The sequence below is a fragment of the Streptomyces sp. DSM 120436 genome (assembly GCF_055778765.1).
Window position 1 is genome coordinate 75,215 of sequence record NZ_JBSKBS010000002.1, and the last position, 23,109, is coordinate 98,323.

Genomic DNA, 23,109 nt, shown 5'->3' on the forward strand with positions numbered 1-23,109 from the left:
TCGAAAGGGACCCCCGCACGATGCCCACCACAAACGCGGCCGACACCGCGCCGAAAACCTATGCCTGGGAGATCCGGGCCAGCGGCCTGAGGGTACGCGTCGGACGCAAGAAGATGGCCGTTGACGGGCTCGACCTCTGCCTGGGCATCGGCACCCACGGCCTCCTGGGACCCAACGGAGCAGGAAAGACCACCCTGATCCGGACGCTGGCCACCGTGCTGCGCCCCACTGACGGCGAACTGGAGATGCTCGGCACCCGCGTGGGCCCGATGGCCGACCACCGGGCCCTGCGCCGCCGGATCGGCTACCTGCCACAGGCTTTCGGCTACTACAAGCGCTTCACGGTGCGTGAGTTCGTCGAGTACATGGCCTGGTTGAAGGAGGTTCCGAAGGCGGCCGTCCCCGCAGCCGTCCAGCGGGCCGTGGAACGGGTGGGCCTGGCGGACCGCGCCGACCAGCGGATGAAGACCCTGTCCGGCGGCATGGTGAGGCGGGCCGGCATCGCTCAGGCCATCGTCAACGATCCCGCGGTGCTGCTGCTGGACGAGCCGACAGTCGGCCTGGACCCGGCGCAGCGGTTGCGCTTCCGCGAGCTGTTGCAGGAACTGGGCCGCGACACGTGTGTGGTCGTCTCCACCCATCTGGTCGAGGACGTCGCGGCCGCCTGCTCCGACGTGGTGCTCTTCGCCGACGGCCGCCTCGTCTTCCAGGGCACGCCGGACGACCTGGCCGCGGCGGGCGGCCCCGAACACCCGGGCGGCAGCCCCCTGGAGCGCGGCTACTCAGCACTGCTTCAGGACTTCGAGCAGCCGGCAGGCGCCTGGTGAACGCACGAGTCCTGCGTACCGAGCTGAAGCGCTCCATCGCCCCGTGGCCCGGCATCGCCGTCCTGGCGGGCAGCCTGGCGGTCCTCCTGCTGATCGACGGGCTCTGGTGGCAGGGCGACGCGGGATGGACGGCTCAGTGGACCTCCATGGCCCTGTGGACCCGGTACCTGCTGACCTTCTGGTGGCCGCTCGTGGTGGGCCTGGGCGCGGTGTACGGGCTACGCGACTCCCGCTCGCAGATGGCCGAACTGCTGACGACCACGCCGTTGCCGGCCTGGCGCCGTGCGGCGCTGCCGGCCGGCGCAACGGCACTCGTGCTGACGTCCGGCTTCGGCCTCCTGGTCCTCGTAGGCGGAGTCCAGGTGGCCCTCGGTGCCACCGCCTACACGAGTCTCGGCTGGCTACCGATCTCGCTGGTGGCGGCGCTGTCCCTCGTCGCGGGGGCCGTGTTCGGCATGGGTGTCGCGCGGGCCGTGCCCTCTGCGCTCACCCCGCCGGCCCTGACGGTGTTCCTCTTGCTGACGGCCCTCTCCCTGCAGCAGAACAATGAGGGGGCACTGCCGTCGAGCGCCGCGCCGAACCGGCTCGCCCTGCTGTTCCCGGCGACTGCGGAGCCGCGGGAGATGCTGCTGACCCTGTCCGGCTCCGTCCACCTCGGCCAGACACTCTGGCTGCTGGGCCTGCTTGCCACCGGTTTCGCACTGCTGTCGGCCGCGAGCCTCCGGGCCCGACTGCTCGCGGTGGCCCCCGTCCTGGCCGGCGCAGCCCTGGCCCTGCTGATCCTCCCGGCCACTCCGCGCGACACCTACGTCATCGACGAGGCCGCCGCCACCCTGGTCTGCGACGGACCGGTGTGCGTGACGCAGGCGAACCGCTCACGCCTGCCTGAACTCGCACCGCGCGGCAAGGACGCGCTGCGCGTGCTGCACGACGCCCTGGGCGACAAGGCGCCGAACTCGGTGCGGGAGGACACCGGGCTGCGCGCGCTCGGCGACGAACGCCGACTCTCCGGCGACGCGGTGCTGGTCGACTTCGACGACCCGCTGATCGCCCGTGCCACAGGGACGGAACTGACCCGTCTCCTGGTCGCCCAGGGCCTGGCACCGAACTGCGCACCGCGCACCCCTTGGGAGGGCGGGGGGCAGGTCGACATTCCCGTACAGAGCATCGCCGCGAGCTGGGCACTAGGCGATCACCAGCTCAAACCGCTGCAGAAGCCGGACCCCTACGCGTACTCGCAGCGTGAATGGGCGGACGCCGACGTCGCCTGGCAACGGCTGATGGCGCTGTCACCGGCCGAGCAGCGCTCGCGGATCGCCGAGGTGCACGCCGCCGCTCTCTCCTGCACGGGCCACGACGAGCTTTCGGTGTTGGCGGGGAAGGGGTCGCAATGAGGTGGCTGATCCTGTACGCCCGTTCACGACAGGTGCCCACCTCGGCTGCAGCGGTCGCGCTCGTCGCGCTGGCGGCGTGGGCCTTCAACCAGGACGGCGCGGGCCCGATGAGCCTGGGGACCGCGGTCCTGATCCTCACCGCGAACGTGGCGGCCGCTTCCGTCGGGCTCGGTGGGCAGGACGCCGCGCTGGATCGGACGGCCGCGATCCGGTGGATGCCCCGGCGGGCGGCGCACGTGCTGCTGGCCGGCGCGGTCGCCGGGGCGGCCCTGCTGGCGGTCCAGGCAGCTGGAGCCAAGCTCGCCCCGGCCGCGCTCGTCGTCCGCGACAGCGCTGGCCTGGTCGGCCTGGCCGCGCTCGGGGCGGTGCTCTGCGGGGCCCAGTTCGCATGGACCCTACCGGTCGGCTGGCTCGCATTCACCCTCCTCGCCCCGGCTCTGCCCGGCATCGCGGGAGAGGTGAGCAACTGGATGATCATTTCCCCCGCCACGACGGCCTCCGCCGCGACCGCGTGGGCCCTGCTGGCGACCGGCACCGTGCTGTACGCCGCAGCAGGACCGAAACGGTAACGGACACGCTCCGCGCTGAGCGCTTCAATCGGCAAAACTCGCTGACTGAAGCGCTCAGCCACAGCCCCGGACCGCAGCAGGTCCGGGGCTCGTTCGTGTATCCGCGGAGGTCCGGATGTTCATGCACGCGACGCCGTGCCCAACGGACACCGTCGCGTACGGGTTACGACGCGCGCGGTGGCCTGGCGAGCCGGTGCGGAGTGCGGCACGGCATGTCCTCCTCCACGCCGATGCCCGGGCACACGAAAGGTTCGGTGTCCTTCTTCTGCACCGCGACCGCGGCCCGCGCCGCGTCTTCCTTGTCCGGATAGATCCAGAGGCTGACCCTTCCCGTGTCGCCAAAGACGGCCATGCCCAAGAAGCCCTGCCCCTCCCGGTCGGTCTTCACCTCGAAGCGGACCGCCAGCTCGAACGAGTGAGGCGCCCGCCCGTACCAGGCCCTGTACTCCCGAAGCTGCGACGAAGTGGCAAGTAGCTGAAAGCGAGACTTCAAACACCGCTTTTTTGGTGGGGCCTCCCTCTCCGAGCGCTACATCGCCGTGCCCACCGCTTACGCCCTCACCCGGGCCGGACCGCTCCCGGCTACGGTAGATGCCCATGAACGCCTACGAGCGGGCCGTACAACGCGCCCTCGCCACCACCGGCCACACCCACCTCACCGCCCGTCAGCTCGCCGCGCTTCTCGACCGCACCGAGGAAGCCACTCCGCACGCACAACACCTCCAACGCCTCCACCCCGGACACGCCACCACCCGCGACCGCCTGCACGCCGCCGGCATGACCTGCGCACAGATTGGCCTCCACGACGACGGCGACCCGGAGTTCCTCGACGCGCTGCTGCAAGAACTCGCCCACGCATATTGATCCGAAACGGTTCGGGTTTTGGGTCGTTGGGTGGGTGTGAGCGATCCGGCGGGGGACGCGCGGCATCTGTCGCCGTCGGCGCAGAAGGCCCTGCGGCTGCGGGCGGTGGCCGCGTTGGTGGCGGGGCGGGAGCGTGAGGATGCGGCGGCGGTCTTCGGGGTGTCGCTGAAGGCGGTCGACAAGTGGTGGGCGAAGTGGCAGGCGGGCGGCCGTGGTGCGCTGGTCATGCGGCTGCGGGGCAAGCCGGTCGGCGTGCACCAGGTGCCCGGGGAGGCCGAGCAGTCCGCTGTGCGGCAGGCGGTCCTCGACCACCGGCCCTGTGACGTGGGGCTGAGTGGACAATGGTGGACGCGTCGGCTGGCCGGCGAGCTGATCGCGAAGCTGTACCCGGTGCGGCGGACCGAGCCCGGAGTGGGCAAAGTACCTGAGGCGATGGGGCTGTCCTTCCAGCGTCCGGACAAGCGGGCCGTGGAACAGGACCCGGAGGCCGTGCACCGCTGGCACGAGGAGACAGGCCCGCGGTCCGGGCGAAGGCGAAGAGGGGCGGCGGCGAGATTCTGTCCGCCGACCAGGTCGGCATCCGCTCCGACCAGGTCACCGGCCGCACATGGGGCGAGAAAGGCAGGACACCTGTGGTGCGGCGGAGCGGGAACCGGTTCCCGGTGAACGCGATGTCTGCGATCAGCACCAAGGGCCGGATGCACTTCATGGTCTTCACCGAGCACTTCACCGCCGAGGTGATGTGCCGCTTCCTGGACCGGCTCGCCGGCCACTTCGACCACAAGATCCATCTCGTGGTCGACGGGCACTCCGCGCACCGCTCGAAGAAGGTCCGCGACTGGCTCGCCACCCACCCCGACGACGTCGAGCTGCACTTCCTGCCCCCGTACTCGCCCGAGCTGAACCCCGACGAGCTGGTCAATGCCGGTCTCAAGCACAGCCTGCCCAAGCAGCACCGGGCCCGGGACCAGGCCGAACTCGCCACCGAGACCCGCCGCTTCTTCCGCAGGCGTCAGCGACAACCGCACATCGTCCGCGGCTACTTCGGCGGCCCGCATGTCCGCTACATCCTGGACGAGAACCCCATGAGTTTCTGATCAATAGGTTCTGTCGTCAAATGTCACGCCCACGGAGCCTGACTCCGGATCTTGGACACCAGAGACACTTGGATCTTGAGGATCTGAGGACTGGAGTCCTGTACTGATGGCGATGAAGCACTGCCCGGCCGAGTTCAAGGCGGACGCGGTCGCGTTGTACCGGTCCCGGCCCGGAGCGACGATCAAGTCGGTCGCCGCGGATCTGGGCGTGAACACCGAGACACTGCGGAACTGGATACGCGCGGCCGACGGCCGGCGCACGGGCGGCCACACCGCGCCGCGCCCGGCCGCGCCGGTGGCGGCCGAGGAAATGGAGGCCGAGCTCGTCGCCCTGCGCAGGCGGGTGCGTGAGCTGGAAGAAGAGCGCGACATCCTGCAGAAGGCAGCGAAGTATTTCGCCGGGGCGACGCGCTGGTGAACCGCTTCCAGTGTGTCGCCGACCTGCGCGCCGAGCACGGCGTGAAGCGGTTGTGCCAGGTCCTCGGGATCGCCCGGTCGAGTTTCTACTACTGGCAGGCCACCGCGCTGGCCGGGGCCGCCCGGCAGGCGGCCGGCGAGAAGCTGACCGCCGAGATCGCCGCCGTCCACGCCGCCTCGGACGGCACCTACGGCGTCCCCGGGGTCACCGCCGAGCTCCGCGAGACGGGCGGCGAGCCGGTGAACCACAAGAAGGCCGCCCGGCTGATGAAGACCGCCAGCATCGCCGGGTTTCGGCTGCGCAGGAAGCACCGGACCACCGTCGCGGACCCGGCCGCGGCGAAGGCCCCTGACCTGATCGGCCGGTACTTCACCGCCACCGAGGTGAACACCAAGTACGTCGGGGACATCACCTATCTGCCGGTCGGCGGCGGGAAGTTCTGCTACCTCGCGACCGTGATCGACCTCGCGTCCCGGCGGCTGGCGGGCCGGGCGATCACCGACCATATGCGCGCGGAGCTGGTCGTCGACGCCCAGGCCACCGCCGAGCGGACCCGCGGCAGCCTCACGGGAGCGATCATGACACCGACCACGGGGCCCAATACACCAGCCGGGCCTTCGCCGGTGCCTGCCGACGCGCCGGCGTCCGGCAGTCCATGAGCGCCGTCGGCTCCAGCGCGGACAACGCCGCGGCGGAGAGCTGGAATGCGACCATGAAACGCGAGACCCTCCAGAACCGAAAGAGCTGGCCCAGCGAGCGCGAGGCCCACCTCGATGCGTTTGGCTGGCTCCACCGCTACAACACCCGACGCCGCCACTCCCGCCTCGGACACCGCAGCCCGATCGCTTACGAGACGGCCTCCCGAACAACATCAACTACGCTGGCACCAGCCGCATAACTCGTTTCCAGGATTCGGGGTCAAGGGCCGACACCCACACACCCAACAACGCGACAACGCCCTCACGCGGGACGCCACGCCCGGCTGCATCCCGCCACCCTCCCTCGGAGCGCGGGCAGATAGCGGGATTCGGTCAACCAGCCGGCTCAGCCCCCGCAGCCACCGAACTCGAGGGCGGTCACCGCGTTGTCGTAGGCGAACAGAAGTTCCTGCTTTGCGCCCGGCGGGATGGTGAACCAGTAGCCGTAGTAGTTGGCATCGGTCCAGATGCAGGCGTACCTGTTGCTGCGGTTCCACACCGAGCTGGCCCGATCGTTCCACGCCCAACCGACGTTGGGGACGTTCACCGGATCGAGCTGCAGGACGTCCCCAGTGAGGTTGTGGCCGTCGAAGAGGCAGACTTTGCCTTCTGGACAGCGGACCACGCCCCCGTCTTTGGGGTCGTCAGCCGATGCGGTTCCCGGAGCCCCCAGTACTGCGGTGGAGGCGAGGACTGCTCCTGCTACGGCGGTTCTGACTGTCAGTTTCATGGGTGCTCTTTCCGTCGTTGCCTGTGGAAACGCGGTCATGGTCGCCACGTCCAGCTGTCGCTTCTTGAGGGCATCCGGTGGTAAGACGGTTGCCGCGCGCATGCGGTTTACAGAGGTGATGCTGATCACAGTTTTGGGAAAGGGCGGGGCCGTGGCGTTCTCGCCGCTCACCGACCGTTTCAGCATGACGTTCGAAGCCGTAACAGGCAGGTGGTGCCGCAAGCGAGTCGGAGCAGGCCGAGGTGAAGGTCGGCACGTATCCCGTAGCGGGTCCGTAGCCGTTCGAACTGGTGGAGCCAGGCGGGGGTGTGCCCGACGACCCAGGGTCCTGCCCAGGCCAGACCCGTGAGCGGTGCCTCTGCGGGCGATCTTCGGCGCGATGCCCCGGGCCCGGATCAGGCGGCGTACGTGTCGTAGTCGTAGCCCCGGTCGGCGAACGGGCGTCCGGGCCGGTGACGGGGCGGCCACGGGTCCCGCAGAGGTGCGGAATTGCGTCCAGCAGGGGCGTCGGCTGTGTGACGTCATGACGGTTTCCGCCGGTCAGGGACACCGCGAGGGGGTTCCGTGCCGGTTGGTGATCAGGTGGTGCTTGCTTCCCGGACGGCCGTGGTCGACCGGCGAAGGTCCGGTGTGAGCCCCCTTGAGGGCCCGGACATGTGAGCCGTCGACGGTCGCGTCGTCCATCTCCAGCAGCCCTGTCTTGCGCAACTCGGCCGGCAACACCTCGTACGGACGCGGCCGGACTCCCGCCTCGGTCCAGTCCTGCAGCCGCCGCCAGGGCGTCACCCCACTACAGCCGACACGCTCGGCCGGCACATCAGCCAAGCTCACGCCCTTGCGCAACACGTAGACGATCCCGCGCAGGGCGGCCCGGTCGTCCACCGGCAGCCGCCCCGGATGCCAGCGACGACGCGGCGGACGAGGAGGGAGCAGTCAGGCGGGGCGGGCCTTGAGGTGGGCCCGCTCGCCCTGCTTGCCGAAGATGACCAACAGCTCCACCGGCTGATCGTCGTCGGCGCCCAGCCAGTGCGGCACATGGGTGTCGAATTCCGCCACTTCACCTGGTGTGAGGAGCAGGGAGCGTTCGCCGAGGAACAGGCGCAGCCGGCCGTCCAGCACGTAGATCCATTCGTAGCCCTCGTGGACCTGGAGCTCAGGCTCGCCGCTGCTGGGGCTGATGACGAGTTTGTGGGCGTGCAGCCCGCCGGGGCGGCGGCTCAGTGGCACATAGGTCATGCCGTCGCGGGTGACGGGCCGCAGATGCACGCGCGGATCGCCCGTCTCGGGCGCCCCGACCAGCTCGTCCAGGGGGACCCGGTAGACGTGGGCCAGGGGGAGCAGGAGCTCCAGGTTCGCTTTGCGGCCGCCGCTCTCCAGCCGGGAGAGCGTGCTTTCGGAAATCCCTGTGGTCTGGGAGAGGGCGGCCAGCGTGATACCGCGCTGCAGGCGCAGCGCCCGCAGTCGCGGTCCGATCGCCGTCAGGACCCGATCGATGTTCGTCATGACACCCATCTTGCCGAAAGAGCATGAAGGTTTGCTCTTCCGGCACGACCTGTTCCAACCTCCGGGCCATGCAACGGCGCACGCCGCCTTGTCGCCCTCGTTTTCGGTTCCGGAGAGATTTCCATGACCAGCCCCGCCCGCGCCCGAAAGGCGCCCGGCCCCACCACGCCGGATCCTCATCGGTGGATGACGCTCATCGTGGCGTCCATTGCAACCCTGATGGTCGTCCTCGACGTGTCCATTGTGAACATCGCCATGCCCCAGGCCCAGAGCGATCTCGGCATGAGTGACGCCAGCCGCCAGTGGATGATCACTTCCTACGCACTCACCTTCGGCGGCCTGCTCCTGCTCGGTGGCCGCATCGCCGACTTCGCCGGCCGCAAAAAGATCCTCCTGATCGGCCTGCTGGGCTTCGCCGCCGCCTCCATGCTCGGCGGCCTCGCTTCCACCCCGGGCATCCTGTTCGCAGCCCGCGCCCTGCAAGGAGCCTTCGCCGCTCTCCTCGCCCCGGCCGCCCTCGCCCTGACCACCGTCGCCTTCACCGACCCCAAGGAACGCGCAAAGGCCTTCGGTGTCTTCGGCGCGTTCCAGGGCGGGGGCGGTGCCGTAGGACTGCTGCTGGGCGGAGTGCTGACGGAATACGCGGGCTGGCGCTGGTGCATGTACATCAACGTCCCCATCGCCCTGGTCGCGGCCCTCGCCGCCCGCCCCTACATCCGTGAAAGCCGCGCCACGGGTGACCGTCACTACGACATCCCCGGAGCCGTGCTGGTGACCGGTGGACTCGTCGCCCTCGTCTACGGCTTCGCCCAGGCCGCCGACGGCGGTGGCTGGACCGCCCCGGCCACACTGCTGCTCCTGGTCGCGGCCGTACTTCTTCTGACCGCGTTCGTCGTGGTCGAGCACCGCAACGCCCACCCGCTCCTCCCGCTGCGCGTCATCCTCGACCGCTCCCGTGCCGGCGTCTTCCTGGCCAACCTCCTCATCGGTGCCGGCATGTTCGGCATGAACCTCTTCATGACCTACTTCCTGCAGGTCAACCTGGACTACACACCCCTGCAGGCCGGAATCGCCTTCCTGCCCTTCAGCATCGGCATCATCGCCACCACCACCCTCGGTTCCCCGCTGGTCACCCGCCTCGGCCCCAAGACTCTGATGGCGGCAGGAAGCACGCTGGCCACGGTGGGACTGTTCTGGCTCACCCGACTCGACACCGCGTCCGGCTATGCGGGCGAGGTCCTCCCGACCCAGGTTCTCGTCAGTGTCGGCGTCGGCCTGTTCTTCCTGGTCGGACCCAACGTGGCCCTGTCCGGCGTCGGTCCGCACGACGCCGGTGTCGCCAGCGCCGTCCTGAGTACCAGCCAGCAGATCGGCGGGGCCCTGGGCCCCGCCCTGCTCAACACCCTCTACGTCTCCGCCGTCACCGGCTACCTCACCTCCCTCAGCGAAACCCCCGGCCAGGCCCCCCGGGCCGTGCAGATGGAGGCCTACCTCCACGGCTACCGCCTTGCGTTCATCGTGGCGGGCGCCCTCCTGGCCGCTGCCGTCGTCGCACTGCTCGCCCTGGTGAAGACGCCCAAGAGCACGGTCGGCGACGCGGCCGCACCCTACACGGGCCACTGAACTCACCCGAGCCCTGGCCCCGATCCGCCCCGAAGTCACCCGGAGGAAAGGCACACACGCAATGGACGAAAGTATCCGCGAAATCCATGCCGCCAACGGAGCCGCCGGCTTCTGGGAGCAGCTCTACCGTGGCAAGGACAGCATCTGGAAGGACACCGCGAACCCTGTGCTCGCCGAAACGGCCCAGCACCTCGTACCCGGCCACGCCCTCGACCTGGGCTGCGGCGAAGGCGGAGACACCCTCTGGCTCGCCACCCACGAATGGCGCGTCACCGCAGTCGATATCGCCCCCACCGCCCTGCAGCGCACCCGCCGGCTCGCCGCCCGGAACGGCCTCGCGAACAGCGTGCGCACCGAACAGCACGACTTGGCAGAGACCTTCCCCGACGGCACTTTCGACCTCATCTCCGCCCAGTACCTGCAGACCCCCTACGCCTTCCCGCGTGCCCGCGTCCTGCGCCGCGCCGCACACGCGCTCACTCCCGGCGGAATTCTCCTGATCGTCGACCACGGCTCAGTACGCCCCTGGGCCTGGAACACCGATCCCGACACCCACTTCCCCAGCCCGGAAGACATCTACGACGAACTCGCCCTCGACACGGCGCGGTGGACACCTCAGCGCCTGGCCACCCCACAACGGGTGGCCACCGGCCCCGGCGGACAGACCGCGACCGTCACTGACACGGTCATTGCCATACGTCGCCTCGCCTGACCTTTCGCACCCTGCGCACACCGCACAACCCCGCAACCGCACTTCAGGAGTTATCTTCATGACCGACCTCTTCGCACCCGCCACGGTGGGCAAGTGGAAGCTGAACAACCGCATCGTCATGGCCCCCATGACCCGCAACCGGGCCACCTCCGACGGCGTCCCCACCAGCCTCATGGCGACCTATTACGCCCAGCGGGCCACCGCCGGACTGATCGTGACCGAAGGGGTACAGCCCAGCGCGGTCGGACAGGGCTACATGAACTCGCCCGGCCTGCACACCCCCGAACAGGTCGAAGCCTGGCGGACCGTCGCCGTCGGCGTGCACCAGGCAGGCGGCCGCATCGTGGCCCAGCTCATGCACGCCGGTCGCATCTCCCACCCGGACAACAAGCACCAGGCCGAAACCGTCGCGCCCAGCGCCATCGCCGCACCCGGCACGATGTTCACCGCCGCCGGCTCCCGGCCCCACCCCGTCCCGCGCGCCCTGACCACCGGCGAGATCCCTGAGGTCATCGACGAATTCGCCCGCGCCGCCCGCGCCGCCACCGACGCCGGCCTGGACGGCATCGAACTGCACAGCGCCAACGGCTACCTCCTGCACCAATTCCTCGCCCCCTCCACCAACCAGCGCACCGACCACTACGGCGGTTCCCCCCAGGGCCGTGCCCGCTTCGTCATCGAGGTGGCACAGGCCGTCAGCGACGCCATCGGCAGCGAACGCGTCGGCATCCGCATCTCCCCCGCCATCAACCTCCACGGCGCGCTGGAGACCGACCCCCACCTCACCGCGGCCACGTACCGCACCCTCGTCGACGCGCTGTCCGGGATGGGCCTGGCCTACCTGCACACCATCGGCGACCCCGCCTCCCCGCTGCTCACCGACCTCGCGGAACGCTTCAGCGGTTCCCACATCGTCAGCAACGGCTGGGACCCCGTCACCGACCTCACCGCCGCACAGGAACTGGTCACCACCGGACAGGCCGACCTTGTCGCGGTCGGGCGTGCCTTCATCGCCAACCCCGACCTGGTACAGCGCTGGCAGACCGGAGCCCCGCTCAACCAGCCCGACAGCACCACCTTCTACGGCGGCGACCACCGTGGCTACACCGATTACCCACATTTGGCGTAGGGTGCCGACCTCTGATCCACCTGGGATGCACGCAGTTGCTCACGCATCCTGCACCGCCGAACATCCGGCGGTGCCGGAAAACGCGCCGCAACTGTTCCTCTGCGGCGCCTATCAGGCACTGTTCGACCGCTTCCCGAGCCTCATCCTCGGGATGAACGAACGCGACATCCCGTGGGAGTACGACGAGGCCTTCATCCGACCGGCCAGCCTGCCGGTGGCATGGGACGGCGAGCCCAGTACCACTGTGGGCTGACACCCCTGCGCTCGCCGGGCCGTCCAGGGATCCGCAGCCCTGGACGGCCCGGAGGGACCAAGAGCATGCCGCGGTCCACCGCCGACGGGCGATACCTCCCAGCCGACTCCGTGAGAGCCGCCGGTACCCGTTGGTGCTCTTCCCGGAACGGGCATGGCCAGAGTTGTACGCACAGGAACTCTCACAAACGGTCCTTTGCGCGAGTAAGATCAATCACGGGCCGCCAACCCCCCGCCGATCCCGGATTCGTTCGCAGAACCCGTTCTCACTCAGAGGCGGGACTGAACTTCCCCGTGATACTGGACACTCCGTACTCACGCCGCGAGGGCATGTCCTTGCTCGTGTCGCTGCCTGATCTCCAGCGGGGTCAGGTGGCCCCAGTGCGAGTGTTTCCGCAGCCGCCTGCGGGTGTAGAAGGTCTCGATGAAGGCGAAAATCCCGGCGCGGGCGGTGGTCCGGTCGGGTCAGCGGCGGGCCCCGGTCTCCTCCTTCAGGACCGCGAAGAAGGACTCGGCGGCGGCGTCGAAACAGGACCCTGTTCCTCCCATGCTCTGCCGCAGCCCCGATCTGCGTATTTCTCTCCGTAGTTCTGCGGGTGTGTACTCACTGGATTCAACCGGTCGTTGCAACACCGGTTTGGTGGAGCAACCGTAGCTGCTCGTGGAACGCCTCGGCCGGCGTCTTCCAGCCGAGCGTCTTACGGGGTCTGGTGTTCAGAGCGTGGGCGACAGCCTCAAGCTCCTCGGCCGACCACCTCGAGAGATCCGTTCCCTTCGGGAAGTACTGGCGCAGGAACCCGTTGGTGTTTTCGTTCGTCCCGCGCTGCCACGGGCTGTGAGGATCGGCGAAGAACACGGGGATGCCGGTCTCGACTCTGAACTGCGTGGGCGCCGACAGCTCATTTCCCCGGTCCCAGGTCAGCGACCGTGCCAGTTGCCCGGGCAACGACGACATCGCACCGGCGAGGGCGTTCTTCATGGTGATCGCCCCGTAGCCGGCGAGCGCGGGGCCGTTCTTGACCGTGTGCTTGTGCCGGTAGCCCTCCTCGCGCGGGAGGTGGATCAGCATCGTGAACCGGGTGGACCGCTCGACGACGGTGCCGATCGCGGAACGCTCCAGCCCGATGATCAGGTCGCCCTCCCAGTGGCCGGGAACGGCGCGGTCCTCGACCTCGGCGGGCCGTTCGCTGATAAGCGTCTCGGGTGTGATGTGTGCCCAGGTCTTGCGGCGCGAGCGAACCCGCGGTGCGCGCAGTGCACGGCCCGTGCGAAGGCACAGGATCAGCTCGCGCTTGAGCGCTCCGCGGCCCTGGATGTAGAGCGCCTGACAGATCGCCTCGTGGCTGATGCGCATGGACTCATCATCCGGGAAGTCGGATTTGATCCGGTTCGCTGTCTGCTCCGGGCTCCATGCCTGAACCCATGCACGGTCCTTGCGGTGCGGCTTGTTCCGTCCCGTCCACTCACCGGTCGCAGGACCTGCGACCGCCCGGCCGCCGGGTGGTCTGATCTGTCCGGACAGCCGTTCCTGGACATACGCGTGCAACCGCGGATCGGCGACCAGCTTCGCCGCCTTCGGGCGGCGTACAGCCATGTCGGCCTTCCACTGCGCGACCGACGCCCGGTAGTCGAGCTTCCCGCCCCTGGTGGCCGCGTTGCGCCGCAACTCACGGGAGATCGTCCCCGGATCACGGTCGATGTCCCGGGCGATCTCACGCACGCCCTTGCCCCGGGCCTTGAGAAGCGCGATCTCCCCCCGCTCACGAAACGACAGGTACCTGCCAGAAGACGGCTTCGGATCGAACGGTCGCATGCCGCCACACTGCCGGAACCAGCGTGTGGCCACCGCCGGCGCCACACCGACGACAACCGTGGCTTCCTCGGCCAGCAGCCCTTTGGCGATCTCCACCCAGAACGCCGCTTCGACGTGCCGCTGGTACTTCGGATGCCCCGGGGACCTCAGCTTCGGACGCACCGCCCGATCCGCTGCCTGCTGACGACGAGCCATTCAACACCTCCGCAGTCACAGGGTGTTGCGACGACCAGTTGAATCCGCCGTCCCGGTGCTCGTCGATGAACGCTACGAGCGCAGGTGTGGCCGGTCGAACTCGGCCGCGAAGAAACTCGCCGCGGCCTTCAGGATCTCGTTGGCCCGCCTGACTTCGGCGATCTCCTTCTTCATCGCCTTGATCTGCTCGGACTCCTCCGTCATCGTCCCCGGACGCTGTCCGGAGTCGATCTGGTCCTGACGTACCCACTTGCGCAGCGTCTCGCGCGAGCCGATGCCCAGCTTGACCATGACCGCGTTAATTGCGGCGGACTCCGTCGGGTAGTCACCGCGGACCTCGGCGACCATGCGCACCGCGCGCTTGCGCAGCTCAGGCGGGCAGGAGGAGGGACGTGCCATGACTCTGGTCCTTACACGGAATCAAGTCCCCATTCGAACCAGAGCGGTTCACATCGGTGCATCTTCCTTGATCAGGAGTTACACCGAACGCTTCACAGTCCCTCCGTGAGTCGTTTTACGCACTGAATGCGGCAGCGGCCCGCCGGCATGGCAGGCCGCTGCCTCAACGAGTCATTGCGTTCCTCATCGTGAGGCACTCGTGATGGGAGCCACGGGCCGGCCATGATGTCGACAGCGATGCTGAACCAAATCGGCCGGTCGAACTTGCCGGATCAACTGGTCGGTCCTCGTCGGTCGGCTGTAAGTCGATGCCACAGTGCCGCGACGGGGTAGGCAAGCAGCCCGGCGACTCCTCCCCATATGACGAGCCAGACCATGCCAGCCGTGCCCCAGTCGATCTGCGGTAGTACGAAGGGGCCCGTGAGGATCAGGAGAATGATGCCAGTTACGAGCCTGGTCTGGGCCTTGCTGTCCAGCATTACGTCACTCCTCAACGCTGCGAATCATTGCAGTTCCTCATAGGTCCCTTGCACGGCACCTCCTACAGCGCCGGCGAAACCGCCGACTGTTGCGCCCGTGACGCAACCGGTGGTCAGGGACGCGATACAGCCGGTTGCTCCTCCACCGACGACGGTCGCCATGGACTTTTTTCCAACCCTCTTGACGGCGCTGTCGCGTTGGCTGAGCTGGTGGGATGATCTTCTGGTTGATCATGCGGAGGGGGTGTCCGTGGACAGTGCGTCGCCGTCGTACAAGGGCCATCGGTACCCGGTCGAGATCATCTCCCACTGCGTGTGGCTGTACTTCCGGTTTCCGCTGTCCTTCCGTGAGGCCGAGGAACTGATGCCTGGACGCGGTGTGGCCGTCTCGTACGAGACGGTCCGGCGGTGGTGCGCCAAGTCCGGGCAGGCCTATGCGAACGGACTGCGCCGCCGCCGGCCGAGGCCCGGGGACAAATGACATCTGGACGAGGTGTTCGTAAAGATCGACGGAGAGCGGAAGCACCTGTGGCGGGCCGTCGACCAGGACGGCACCGTGCTGGACCTCCTCGTGCAGAACCGGCGGAACACGGCCGCCGCCAGGCGCTTCTTCCGCAGGCTGCTGAAGAGGACCGGTGCGGTACCGCGGGGGGTCGTCACCGACAAACTGCACTCCTGCGGCGCCGCCCACCGCGAGGTCATGCCCTCGGTCGAGCACCGTTCCCACAAGGGCCTGAACAACCGGGCCGAGAACGGCCACCAGCCCACCCGGCAACGCGAACGCGCCATGAAAGACCTTCCGCACCACCGGTAGGGCGCAGCGGTCCCTGGCCGCGTTCAGCGGCATCTCACCCCACTTCAGACCCCGCCGCCACCTGCTGACAGCCTCTGCCTACCGCACCGAAATGACCGTCCGCTTCACCATCTGGGACCAGGTCACCGGCGTCGCCGGCAGGCCCGCCGCGGCCTGAGCCCGGAACCGGAACCCGGCTCCACCCCACACAACACCCCGACAGGCACTCGCACACCCAACAACATGACAGCGCCGGCGGTTCTCCACCGAGGTCAGGATGTGACGGGGTCAGCGAAGGCGTCCAGGGATTCGGGGAGGGTTTGGCCGCCGTCGACGATGAGGGACTGACCGGTGACGAAAGAGGCTTCGTCGGAGGCGAGGAAGAGCACGGCGTGTGCGACGTCGGCGGTCTCACCCAGCCGCCCCAGCGGGATGGAGCCGGCCATCCGGCGCAGGTAGTCCGGCCCGAGGTTGGTCAGCCCTTCGGTGCGAACGTTCCCGGGCAGGACGGCATTGACCGTGATGCCGTACGGGGCCAGCTCCACAGCCGCCCCGCGCAGGAAACCCAGTTGTCCTGCTTTGCTGGCCCCGTAATGGGACCACCCCGCGTAGCCCGTGGCCGGGCCGGTGATCGAGGAGGTCAGAACGATCCGGCCGCGGCCAGCCCGTTCCATCGCGGGCAGACACGCCCGCACGGACAGGATGGAACCCCGGAGGTTGACGTCCAAGACCTCGTCCACGTCCTCGGCGGTCAGCTCGCGCAGCGGACGCTCCGGGAAGATCCCGGCGTTGGCGCACAGCACATCGATCCCGCCGTACCGCCGTTCGGCCTCGGCCGCCATCCTCTCGATCTCTCCGGGCCGCCGCACGTCCACGCCCAGACCTGCGACCCGCCCGCCCGTGACCCGGGCGAGACCGTCCGCCGCTTCGCGGGCCGTCTCCTCGTGCCGGCCCGTGAGCAACACGGCGGCTCCCTGCCGGGCGAAGAGTTCGGCGATGCCGAACCCGATTCCCCGCGTTCCGCCGGTTACGATCACGGACCGGTCCTCCCAGCGTGTGAACGTCATACCGCTCGCTCCTTCACTGCCATCCCTCCACCGCCGGGAAAGCCCGGCCGCTGTCCCGGTCACGCTAGCGGCAGACCCGGACGTGGCGGCGAAGGACCGGCCGGTACGTGTATGGGGCGGGCTCAGGAGCCGACGAACTCGTCGAGCAAAGCAATGGGATTGGGGGCGCGCTGTGCGGCCCACTCGTGTGCCGGCCAGGTGGTGTGCTGCTGGGTGTCAGGGTGCGGGCGGTTGGGTGTGCTGGGTGGGGCGCCGTCGGATCAGGGTGTTGGTGAGGAGCAGGTGCAGGACATGGCGGGCGTCGGCGCGGCGGGCGGGGTCATGGGACAGGACTGCGACGGCGGTGGTCAGCAGGGGGCCGATCACGCTCAGCACGAGGGCGGCCAGGGGCAGAATGAGGAACGCGTCACGACGAGCGCCTTCCGGCAGCTGGTTGGGTGGTCGTGGTCCATTGAGGCACCTGAGGAGCGTTCGGTGGGATGTTGCGAAAGACGCCGAACGACAGCGTGCGATCTCTCGGTTGTGGACCGTGTCCTACGTGGTGAGGCGTCGTTGGTCCGTTCATGGGGCGGGGTACGTGGAGTCGGACGGTTCCGGACGGGTTGTGGGAGATCGCGAAGCCGCTGATCTCGCCGTCGAAGGTGCGGCCGCAGGGCGGAGGAACGCAAGACACGCCTGATGAGACGCTGTTCGCCGCGATCATCTACGTCCTGGTGTCCGGCTGCGCCTGGCGTGCGTTGCCGCCCTGCTTCGGGATATCGAAGTCGACCGCCCATCGGCGGTTCCTCATCTGGTCGAGAGCCGGTGTCTGGGGGCGGCTGCACGAGGCCGTGCTGCATCGGCTCGACGACGCCGGCCTCCTCGACGTCACCCGCGTCGTCCTCGACACCGCCCACGTGAGGGCGAGAAAAGGGGCGAACACACAGGTCCGAGCCCCGTGGGCCGGGGCAGGCCGGGTTCCAGGATGCACATCCTGTCGGACACGAACGGCCTGCCCCTCCTCGTCGGCGTCTCGGCCGGCAACACCCGCGACAGCGAAGGGCTGAAGCCGATGGTGGAGGGTCACCAAACGAGACACGACCCCCACCGCGGCCGGTGCTTCAAGCCCCAGCGCCTGCACGCCGACAACGCCTATGCCCGGGCTGACCTGCGCAGATGGCTGCGAGGGAAGCGGATCGGCGTGCGCATCGCCCGCAAGGGAATCGAGTCCAGCGAGCGATGGGGGCGGCGCCGCTGGGTGATCGAGCGCACCATGTCGTGGCTGTCCGGCCACCGTCGCTTGAGCCCTCGCTACGAACCCGATCCCCGCAACTACCTGGCCTTTTCCGGCCTCGCCGCCGCCCTGTGCTGCTACAAGCGACTCATCCGTCTCACCACGTAGGACACGGTCTTATGGGCACGGTCCGGCTTCGATCCGGTCATGCGCCGCCACTTACCGATCTTGCTCATCAATCGGTCGATGGATGAGCACGGGGCCTCGCGCATGAAGCAGACCGCAAAGAGTTCTTCGCGAAGAATCCTTTGCGAAGAACTCTTTGCGGTTTAGCCTGTGTGGTGTGACCGACGCGATGAAGAGGCCAGAGGGCCCGAACCTTGAAGAGGACTCCGTTGTCCTGGATGCCAAGGGGCTGCGTGCCATGGCGCATCCGGTGCGTGTGCATCTGGTGGGGCTGCTGCGGAAGTACGGCCCATCGACAGCCACCCGTCTCGCGGCGCGGCTGGGAGTGAATTCCGGGACAGCCAGCTATCACCTGCGCCAGCTCGGCGCGGCTGGCTTCGTCGAGGAGGACACTGAGCGCGGCAACGCGCGAGAGCGCTGGTGGCGCGCGGTACATCAGATGACGGAGCTCAACGACCGCGAACTGGCCGATCGAGAGCCCGAGGCCATCTTGGCCTTCTTGCAATCCGTCGCCACCACCTACACTTTGCGCACTCAGCAGACGCTGAACGAGTTGCAGACGATGCCCCGTGCGTGGCGGGACACCTTCGACATGAGCGACTGGGCCTTGCGGCTCACGCCTGAAGAGGCTGTCGCCCTGCGGCAGGAGTTGAGGGCCGTCATCTCTCGGTACCGCAGAGACACGCCCGAGGCGGCGGCAAGTGCCCCGGAGGGTGCCGAGCGGGTCGGAGTTATCACGCAGATGCTGCCCGAACTGGATGCGCCTGCCGCGCCGTCGCTCCCTTCCGGGCCTCAGGAAGAGGAAGGAAGCCCGGCGTCATGACCGACGACGCCTCGGAGGCCGGCGGCATACCCGGCAAGAGATCCTTACGGCCGCTGAGCGGGGTGCTGGCGGCCATGGCTGTGTCGCTGACCGGCACGCGGATCTCCGTTGTGGCACTGCCCTGGTTCGTCCTCGTCACGACCGGCAGCGCCACCCAGACCGGACTGGTCGCCTTCTGCGAGATGGCGCCCTACGTGGTGGTCAAGGCGTTCACCGGGCCGCTGGTGGACCGGATCGGCCCGCGTGCCGTTTCCTGGACCACCGATCTGGCCAGCGCGACCGCCGCCGCCGCGGTCCCTCTGCTCCACGCCCTGGACCTGCTGTCCTTTCCCCTTCTGCTGGTTCTGGTCGCGCTGATCGGCGCGGCCCGGGGACCCGGCGACCTGGCCAAGGAGGTGATGGTCCCGGAGGCGGCCGAGCACGGCCGAGTGCCGCTGGAGCGGGCCACCGGTCTGGCCGGTGTGATCGAGCGGCTCGCCTCCACCGTCGGCCTGGCGGTCGGCGGATCCCTGGTCGCGCTGCTCGGTCCCCTGACCGGACTCGCCGTCAACGCCGGCTGCTTCGCCCTCGGATCGATGATCATCAAACTCGCGCTGCCTCGCGGCATGGGGCACGCGGTCGAGGAGGCCCCCTCGCCGGCCGGGGGAACGGGACCGGGCTACTGGCGGCGGTTCGGCGAGGGCTTCACCTTTCTGCGCGGCGAGCCGCTGCTGCTCACCGTCATCGTCATGTGTGGCATCACCAACCTGCTGGACGCGGCGATCACCTCGGTGCTCGTACCTGTCTGGGCCAGGGAGTCCGGCAACGGGCCGACCGTGATCGGCCTGATGGGCAGCGTGATGGGGGCCGCGGCGGTCGGCGGGAGCCTGATCGCCGCGGCGGTCGCGCACCGGCTGCGGCGGCGGGTGGTGGTTCTCGCCGGGTTCCTGCTGGTCGGGGCACCGAGGTTCCTGATCCTCGCCTTCGATGCTCCGTTGTGGGCGGTGCTGGCCGTCTTCGCGGTCAGTGGCTTCGGTGGCGGCTTCGTCAACCCAGTGCTGGGGGCCGTCCTCGTCGAGCGGGTGCCACGCCGGATGCTGGGCCGGGTCAACGCGCTCGGTGACTCGCTGGCCTGGGCCGGTATCCCCCTCGGCGGGCTGCTCGCAGGGGCGGCGGTGACCGCTGTCGGACTCGTGCCGGTGCTGCTCGCCTGCGGTGCCACGTACTTCCTCACCACGAATCTGGCTGGACTGCGGCCGGAATGGCGCGAGATGGACCGTACGCGTGGGCGGGGCGTCGTGAAGCCGCATTCCAAGGAAGACGCCTCACAAGGCAGTGCGACTGTAGCGACATGACGTCCACGGGAGGGATGTGGACCATCCGGGCTTCTTCTCCCTCCCGCCGCTCCTTTTGGCCTCGCCAGCTTCACGCACGCTCAGATGACTGCTGGTCGGTGGCGTCCGTCGCAACTCGGGGGCCCGGAATTTTGACCGCAGCAAGGTCGAGGCGGTTGCCCATGTCGAGGTTGACCTCCCCGTACGGTCGCACATGGGACCAGAACAGCGGGGTCAGGCCGCGCCGATCGGCAGGCGTGAGAAGCTCGGCCCACTCCGGTTCGCCGAGGATGTCCTGGAGCATGAGGGTGTTCACGTAGACCAGGGCGGACTGGAGGATGCGCAGGCACAGCACGAACATCTCCTGCTCGTCGCGCCGGTTCGAGGTGATCTCCCCGCCCTTGCCATAAACGATCACGGAGTTGGCGCCGTTGGAGGACTCCATGACGTTCAGGCCCCCTCGATCTCCCGCTGGAGGTCCCGCGCCGCAGGTAGCGGGCCACGAAGATGGTCTTCTGAGCACGGCCGACCTCCAGCATGGCCGCGTAGGTGGGGTGGGAGGCGTTACGGGTGGAGCGCCGCAAGATCGCCTCGGTGGACGCGGTCCGGGTCCGGATCGCGGTGGCGTAGTCGTCCCCGCACCTGCGGGGGTAGCTCCCCGGACGTGGTGGACGCCCTGGAGAGCGGCACGTCGTCCCCGCACCCGCGGGGGTAGCTCGCCATGCACGACCGTACCAACCCGAGCTCAGCCGTCGTCCTCGCACTCACGGGGGTGGCCCTGTCCGCCTGGACGGTGTGGTGGGTGGGGTGGGCTGTTTTGAGGTGCACGACGGGTGTCAGGTAGCGGGCCGACTGGAAGTGCTGGTTGCGGCCTGACGGTGGCCTTGGACCTGGTTCTGGCCGCCTATGCCGGAGCGGGTCTGTGGGTGCGTGGTCGTCGGGGTTGCAGACGGGGAGGCGTTGCGGAGGTCGGCCGTTAGCCTGTCGGTATGTCGGAGCGTGTCATCCCGGGACGTGTGGGCGGTCTGATCACTCTGGGCACCGCGGACGTTTTGTGGGCCAGTTTGACGGCCGACAGCGTGGTGCCGACGGCTTCAGTGGCGCTCACCCGTCCTCCTTCCCATGCTCAGGCGGGTTACGTCCTGCTCGGTGGCTGTGTGGTGGTGACGGTGGAGGCCGGCGGCGGCCGGTGGAGTGTCCCGGAGGCTGAGGTGCGCCGGGCGGCAGCGGAACTGAACGCGGTGAAGACGGACCGCCGGGACCTGGTTCGCATCGGTCCGTTCCGTGACGGGGCGAAGCAGGGGCACCATGAGGAGACGCTGCTGCGATGGCGTCGGCGCATCGCCCGGGAACTGCAGGAACAGGACGAACCAGAGGGGGCGGGCGGTCGTCTGTGCCATCTGGCGGGGATCGACTGGCGGCGGATACTCGTGGAGCAGACCCGAGACGGAGCGCAGCGTACATGGTGGCTGCCGCGTGCTGTGGTCAGGCTCCTGGACGCGGCCGAGCACACCGAAACGCGGTGGCTGCGAGCCGCGCGGACCCGCCAGACAGGCGCAACCGTCGCCGAGCCGCCCTCCCGCCACCGGCCGGCCCGAACTGTCGACGCCCCGCAGACGACGAGTCCCGACCGTCCGGCCGCCCCGCTGCGCCCGTACAACGGGGAGCTGAAAGGCCATCTGTACTCAGTACTCAGCAGGAAACCCGGCATCTCCCGCAAGGTGGCCGGGTGGGCGTGCGCCGTCTGCCGCACCGCGCCGGCCGCCGTACTCGACCACTGCCACGAACACGGCTACGTCCGCGCCCCCCTCTGCCACTCCTGCAACACCCAGGAACGACCCGACCACCTCTACAGCAACGACATCCGCGTGGCCGACCGCTATACACGTCTCTTCCACACTGACGCCGCCGACTGGCTCCGCCACTGGCACCGCTGCCCCGGCTGCCGCGCCCGCACCACCCTGCCCCTGCCCCACCTTGCTGCATGGACCGCCCACACAGCCTGCCGGCCACTGCGTCCAACCCACCGCGACCCCGGCAGTCTCCCGCGGGCGTAAACCCTGCGGCGCGCTGCGCGTGTCCTGGACCGGCAGCCACCACGCGCCCGCCTCCTGCCGGTTCACCGTCGTCGTCGACCTGTGCCCCTCCGGCGAGCACCGCGTCCTGGCGCACGTCCCCTACCGTGAAGCCGTCGAGCGGTTTGGCATCTGGCTGGCCGAGACCGTGCCTGCCGTGGCGGCCGAGGCCGGCCCCGACCGCCTGGACGACCTCCCCACCCAGATCCGGCCCGTCATCGCGGACACCAGCAGCGAGGGCCAGGCACTTTTCTGAGCCAACAACGCCAGACCCGATACCAACGCCGGCCGGGCAATGACGAGACCACCCGGTGGCCGCCGGTACACCATTCCAGCGGATGTGACCTCAGACTGCTCATGGCCGAGGTGAGGTTCCCCCGCATCTCGGGGGAACCTCAAGGCGACAGCGTGGACGCAGTAGTAGCGATCAGCCTGATCCGCATGGCCGGTGCAGACTTGACCATGGAACCCTGGCAGCGCCCCTCGGACGCTTACCTGGTCCAGTTGGGCCTGGACGCCTGATGGCCGACATCGAGGCTCCCTCGCTTCCCCTGCTGGACGGCCTCGCGCGCGGTGAGTATCCCCGGGCCCGAGAGCTGTTCGACCTTGTGCTGGAAGAGTTGGGTCTGCTGCCGCTGACCTCGGAAAACCTTGCCAAGGCGCGATGGACCGCGGCCCAGTGGTGGGCCGGCCAGATCGTGGGATGCCAACTCGATCCCGTGCACGGAGCGAAGCTGATCTATGAGGAAGCTGCAGCCGAACTCGACTACCCCAACGCGCTGCAACCCATCGTTGATCTGGCGAGAGCGCTTGACCTGCCGAACGATCAACCTCCGGACCAGCAGCACATTCGCGACCGGATCACCTCCGCGGCGCGAGACTTTCTCGCCACAGATGAACCGCCCCGGGTTCGGTAGAGATCTCGGAGTGTCCTGAG

General features: G+C 68.8%; 23 protein-coding genes and 5 pseudogenes. 18 read left to right on the plus strand and 10 right to left on the minus strand.

The window, feature by feature from the left end; all coding sequences use genetic code 11:
* Positions 1-20 precede the first annotated feature (20 nt).
* The 3 genes from ACWH4W_RS22085 to ACWH4W_RS22095 are packed head-to-tail and all read left to right on the plus strand — an operon-like array spanning position 21 to position 2,790.
* Complete coding sequence (locus tag ACWH4W_RS22085; RefSeq protein WP_473077607.1) at positions 21-827, plus strand: ABC transporter ATP-binding protein; 807 nt, start codon at positions 21-23, stop codon at positions 825-827.
* Positions 824-2,221 (plus strand): hypothetical protein, encoded by a 1,398-nt coding sequence (locus ACWH4W_RS22090; RefSeq protein ID WP_473077608.1) that lies wholly within the window; start codon positions 824-826, stop codon positions 2,219-2,221. The genes ACWH4W_RS22085 and ACWH4W_RS22090 overlap by 4 nt, the downstream gene beginning before the upstream one ends.
* Complete coding sequence (locus ACWH4W_RS22095; protein ID WP_473077609.1) at positions 2,218-2,790, plus strand: hypothetical protein; 573 nt, start codon at positions 2,218-2,220, stop codon at positions 2,788-2,790. Before ACWH4W_RS22090 ends, ACWH4W_RS22095 begins: the two co-directional genes overlap by 4 nt.
* A gap of 163 nt (positions 2,791-2,953) precedes the next feature.
* Here the strand turns inward: ACWH4W_RS22095 and ACWH4W_RS22100 are convergent, their stop codons facing one another.
* On the minus strand, positions 2,954-3,178 hold the full coding sequence (locus ACWH4W_RS22100) for a hypothetical protein (protein WP_473077610.1): 225 nt from the start codon (positions 3,176-3,178) through the stop codon (positions 2,954-2,956).
* Positions 3,179-3,387: 209 nt separating this feature from the next.
* Between ACWH4W_RS22100 and ACWH4W_RS22105 the strand changes: the two genes are divergently transcribed.
* The 4 genes and pseudogenes from ACWH4W_RS22105 (at position 3,388) to ACWH4W_RS22120 (ending at position 6,067) form a co-directional block, all read left to right on the plus strand.
* Positions 3,388-3,654: a hypothetical protein gene (locus ACWH4W_RS22105; protein ID WP_473077611.1), complete on the plus strand. Its 267-nt coding sequence runs from the start codon at positions 3,388-3,390 to the stop codon at positions 3,652-3,654.
* A gap of 36 nt (positions 3,655-3,690) precedes the next feature.
* Positions 3,691-4,320, plus strand: coding sequence for a winged helix-turn-helix domain-containing protein (locus tag ACWH4W_RS22110; protein ID WP_473077612.1), 630 nt, complete (start codon positions 3,691-3,693; stop codon positions 4,318-4,320).
* Positions 4,233-4,751 (plus strand): IS630 family transposase, encoded by a 519-nt coding sequence (locus ACWH4W_RS22115; RefSeq protein WP_473079228.1) that lies wholly within the window; start codon positions 4,233-4,235, stop codon positions 4,749-4,751. The genes ACWH4W_RS22110 and ACWH4W_RS22115 overlap by 88 nt, the downstream gene beginning before the upstream one ends.
* A gap of 106 nt (positions 4,752-4,857) precedes the next feature.
* Positions 4,858-6,067: pseudogene (locus ACWH4W_RS22120) on the plus strand (IS3 family transposase).
* Positions 6,068-6,213: 146 nt separating this feature from the next.
* Here ACWH4W_RS22120 and ACWH4W_RS22125 read toward each other — a convergent pair.
* From ACWH4W_RS22125 to ACWH4W_RS22135, 3 genes and pseudogenes are all read right to left on the minus strand, one after another.
* On the minus strand, positions 6,214-6,768 hold the full coding sequence (locus tag ACWH4W_RS22125) for a peptidase inhibitor family I36 protein (protein ID WP_473077613.1): 555 nt from the start codon (positions 6,766-6,768) through the stop codon (positions 6,214-6,216).
* An 8-nt stretch (positions 6,769-6,776) separates the two neighbouring features.
* A pseudogene (locus ACWH4W_RS22130) lies at positions 6,777-7,530 on the minus strand (IS5 family transposase).
* Positions 7,531-8,100 carry a helix-turn-helix domain-containing protein gene (locus tag ACWH4W_RS22135; RefSeq protein ID WP_471590185.1) on the minus strand — a complete coding sequence of 190 codons (570 nt, stop codon included), beginning with the start codon at positions 8,098-8,100 and terminating at the stop codon, positions 7,531-7,533.
* A gap of 186 nt (positions 8,101-8,286) precedes the next feature.
* On the opposite strand from ACWH4W_RS22135, the gene ACWH4W_RS22140 reads away from it, so the two are divergent.
* The 4 genes from ACWH4W_RS22140 (at position 8,287) to ACWH4W_RS22155 (ending at position 11,817) form a co-directional block, all read left to right on the plus strand.
* Positions 8,287-9,723 carry an MFS transporter gene (locus ACWH4W_RS22140; protein WP_473077614.1) on the plus strand — a complete coding sequence of 479 codons (1,437 nt, stop codon included), beginning with the start codon at positions 8,287-8,289 and terminating at the stop codon, positions 9,721-9,723.
* 61 nt (positions 9,724-9,784) lie between these two features.
* Positions 9,785-10,435, plus strand: coding sequence for an SAM-dependent methyltransferase (locus ACWH4W_RS22145; protein ID WP_473077615.1), 651 nt, complete (start codon positions 9,785-9,787; stop codon positions 10,433-10,435).
* Positions 10,436-10,493: 58 nt separating this feature from the next.
* Positions 10,494-11,564, plus strand: coding sequence for an alkene reductase (locus ACWH4W_RS22150; protein WP_473077616.1), 1,071 nt, complete (start codon positions 10,494-10,496; stop codon positions 11,562-11,564).
* A gap of 70 nt (positions 11,565-11,634) precedes the next feature.
* The gene (locus ACWH4W_RS22155; protein WP_473077617.1) at positions 11,635-11,817 is read left to right on the plus strand and encodes a hypothetical protein; all 183 of its coding nucleotides are present in this window, start codon (positions 11,635-11,637) and stop codon (positions 11,815-11,817) included.
* Between the two features lie 612 nt (positions 11,818-12,429).
* On the opposite strand, the gene ACWH4W_RS22160 is transcribed toward ACWH4W_RS22155, so the two are convergent.
* Together ACWH4W_RS22160 and ACWH4W_RS22165 are read right to left on the minus strand one after the other, a co-directional pair.
* Positions 12,430-13,824, minus strand: a complete 1,395-nt coding sequence (locus ACWH4W_RS22160) for an IS30 family transposase (protein WP_473077618.1) — start codon at positions 13,822-13,824, stop codon at positions 12,430-12,432.
* Between the two features lie 87 nt (positions 13,825-13,911).
* Positions 13,912-14,223 (minus strand): annotated as a pseudogene (locus ACWH4W_RS22165) (transposase); the annotation flags it as partial.
* A gap of 729 nt (positions 14,224-14,952) precedes the next feature.
* Between ACWH4W_RS22165 and ACWH4W_RS22170 the strand changes: the two are divergent.
* Positions 14,953-15,673: pseudogene (locus tag ACWH4W_RS22170) on the plus strand (IS6 family transposase).
* A gap of 94 nt (positions 15,674-15,767) precedes the next feature.
* On the opposite strand, the gene fabG reads toward ACWH4W_RS22170, so the two are convergent.
* Both fabG and ACWH4W_RS22180 read right to left on the minus strand, forming a co-directional pair.
* The gene (gene fabG / locus ACWH4W_RS22175; RefSeq protein WP_471591307.1) at positions 15,768-16,562 is read right to left on the minus strand and encodes a 3-oxoacyl-ACP reductase FabG; all 795 of its coding nucleotides are present in this window, start codon (positions 16,560-16,562) and stop codon (positions 15,768-15,770) included.
* A 216-nt stretch (positions 16,563-16,778) separates the two neighbouring features.
* Positions 16,779-16,937 carry a hypothetical protein gene (locus tag ACWH4W_RS22180; protein ID WP_473077619.1) on the minus strand — a complete coding sequence of 53 codons (159 nt, stop codon included), beginning with the start codon at positions 16,935-16,937 and terminating at the stop codon, positions 16,779-16,781.
* 188 nt (positions 16,938-17,125) lie between these two features.
* Between ACWH4W_RS22180 and ACWH4W_RS22185 the strand changes: the two genes are divergently transcribed.
* The 3 genes from ACWH4W_RS22185 (at position 17,126) to ACWH4W_RS22195 (ending at position 20,118) form a co-directional block, all read left to right on the plus strand.
* Positions 17,126-17,943, plus strand: a protein-coding gene (locus tag ACWH4W_RS22185; protein WP_473077620.1) for an IS5 family transposase whose coding sequence is annotated in 2 segments (ribosomal slippage) — positions 17,126-17,474 and positions 17,474-17,943 — 819 coding nt in all. Because the reading frame shifts where the segments join, the coding sequence is not laid out codon by codon here.
* 187 nt (positions 17,944-18,130) lie between these two features.
* Positions 18,131-18,784 carry a helix-turn-helix domain-containing protein gene (locus ACWH4W_RS22190; protein ID WP_473079229.1) on the plus strand — a complete coding sequence of 218 codons (654 nt, stop codon included), beginning with the start codon at positions 18,131-18,133 and terminating at the stop codon, positions 18,782-18,784.
* Complete coding sequence (locus tag ACWH4W_RS22195; protein ID WP_473077621.1) at positions 18,781-20,118, plus strand: MFS transporter; 1,338 nt, start codon at positions 18,781-18,783, stop codon at positions 20,116-20,118. Before ACWH4W_RS22190 ends, ACWH4W_RS22195 begins: the two co-directional genes overlap by 4 nt.
* A gap of 70 nt (positions 20,119-20,188) precedes the next feature.
* On the opposite strand, the gene ACWH4W_RS22200 is transcribed toward ACWH4W_RS22195, so the two are convergent.
* Together ACWH4W_RS22200 and ACWH4W_RS22205 are read right to left on the minus strand one after the other, a co-directional pair.
* Entirely contained in the window at positions 20,189-20,542 is a 354-nt protein-coding gene (locus ACWH4W_RS22200) for a Tn3 family transposase (RefSeq protein WP_473077622.1), read from the minus strand.
* Between the two features lie 49 nt (positions 20,543-20,591).
* A pseudogene (locus ACWH4W_RS22205) lies at positions 20,592-20,861 on the minus strand (Tn3 family transposase); the annotation flags it as partial.
* Between the two features lie 477 nt (positions 20,862-21,338).
* Between ACWH4W_RS22205 and ACWH4W_RS22210 the strand changes: the two are divergent.
* The 3 genes from ACWH4W_RS22210 (at position 21,339) to ACWH4W_RS22220 (ending at position 23,089) form a co-directional block, all read left to right on the plus strand.
* On the plus strand, positions 21,339-22,154 hold the full coding sequence (locus tag ACWH4W_RS22210; protein ID WP_473077623.1) for an endonuclease domain-containing protein: 816 nt from the start codon (positions 21,339-21,341) through the stop codon (positions 22,152-22,154).
* Positions 22,155-22,173: 19 nt separating this feature from the next.
* Positions 22,174-22,428, plus strand: a complete 255-nt coding sequence (locus tag ACWH4W_RS22215; RefSeq protein WP_473077624.1) for a hypothetical protein — start codon at positions 22,174-22,176, stop codon at positions 22,426-22,428.
* A 265-nt stretch (positions 22,429-22,693) separates the two neighbouring features.
* Positions 22,694-23,089, plus strand: coding sequence for a hypothetical protein (locus ACWH4W_RS22220; RefSeq protein ID WP_473077625.1), 396 nt, complete (start codon positions 22,694-22,696; stop codon positions 23,087-23,089).
* Positions 23,090-23,109 lie beyond the last annotated feature (20 nt).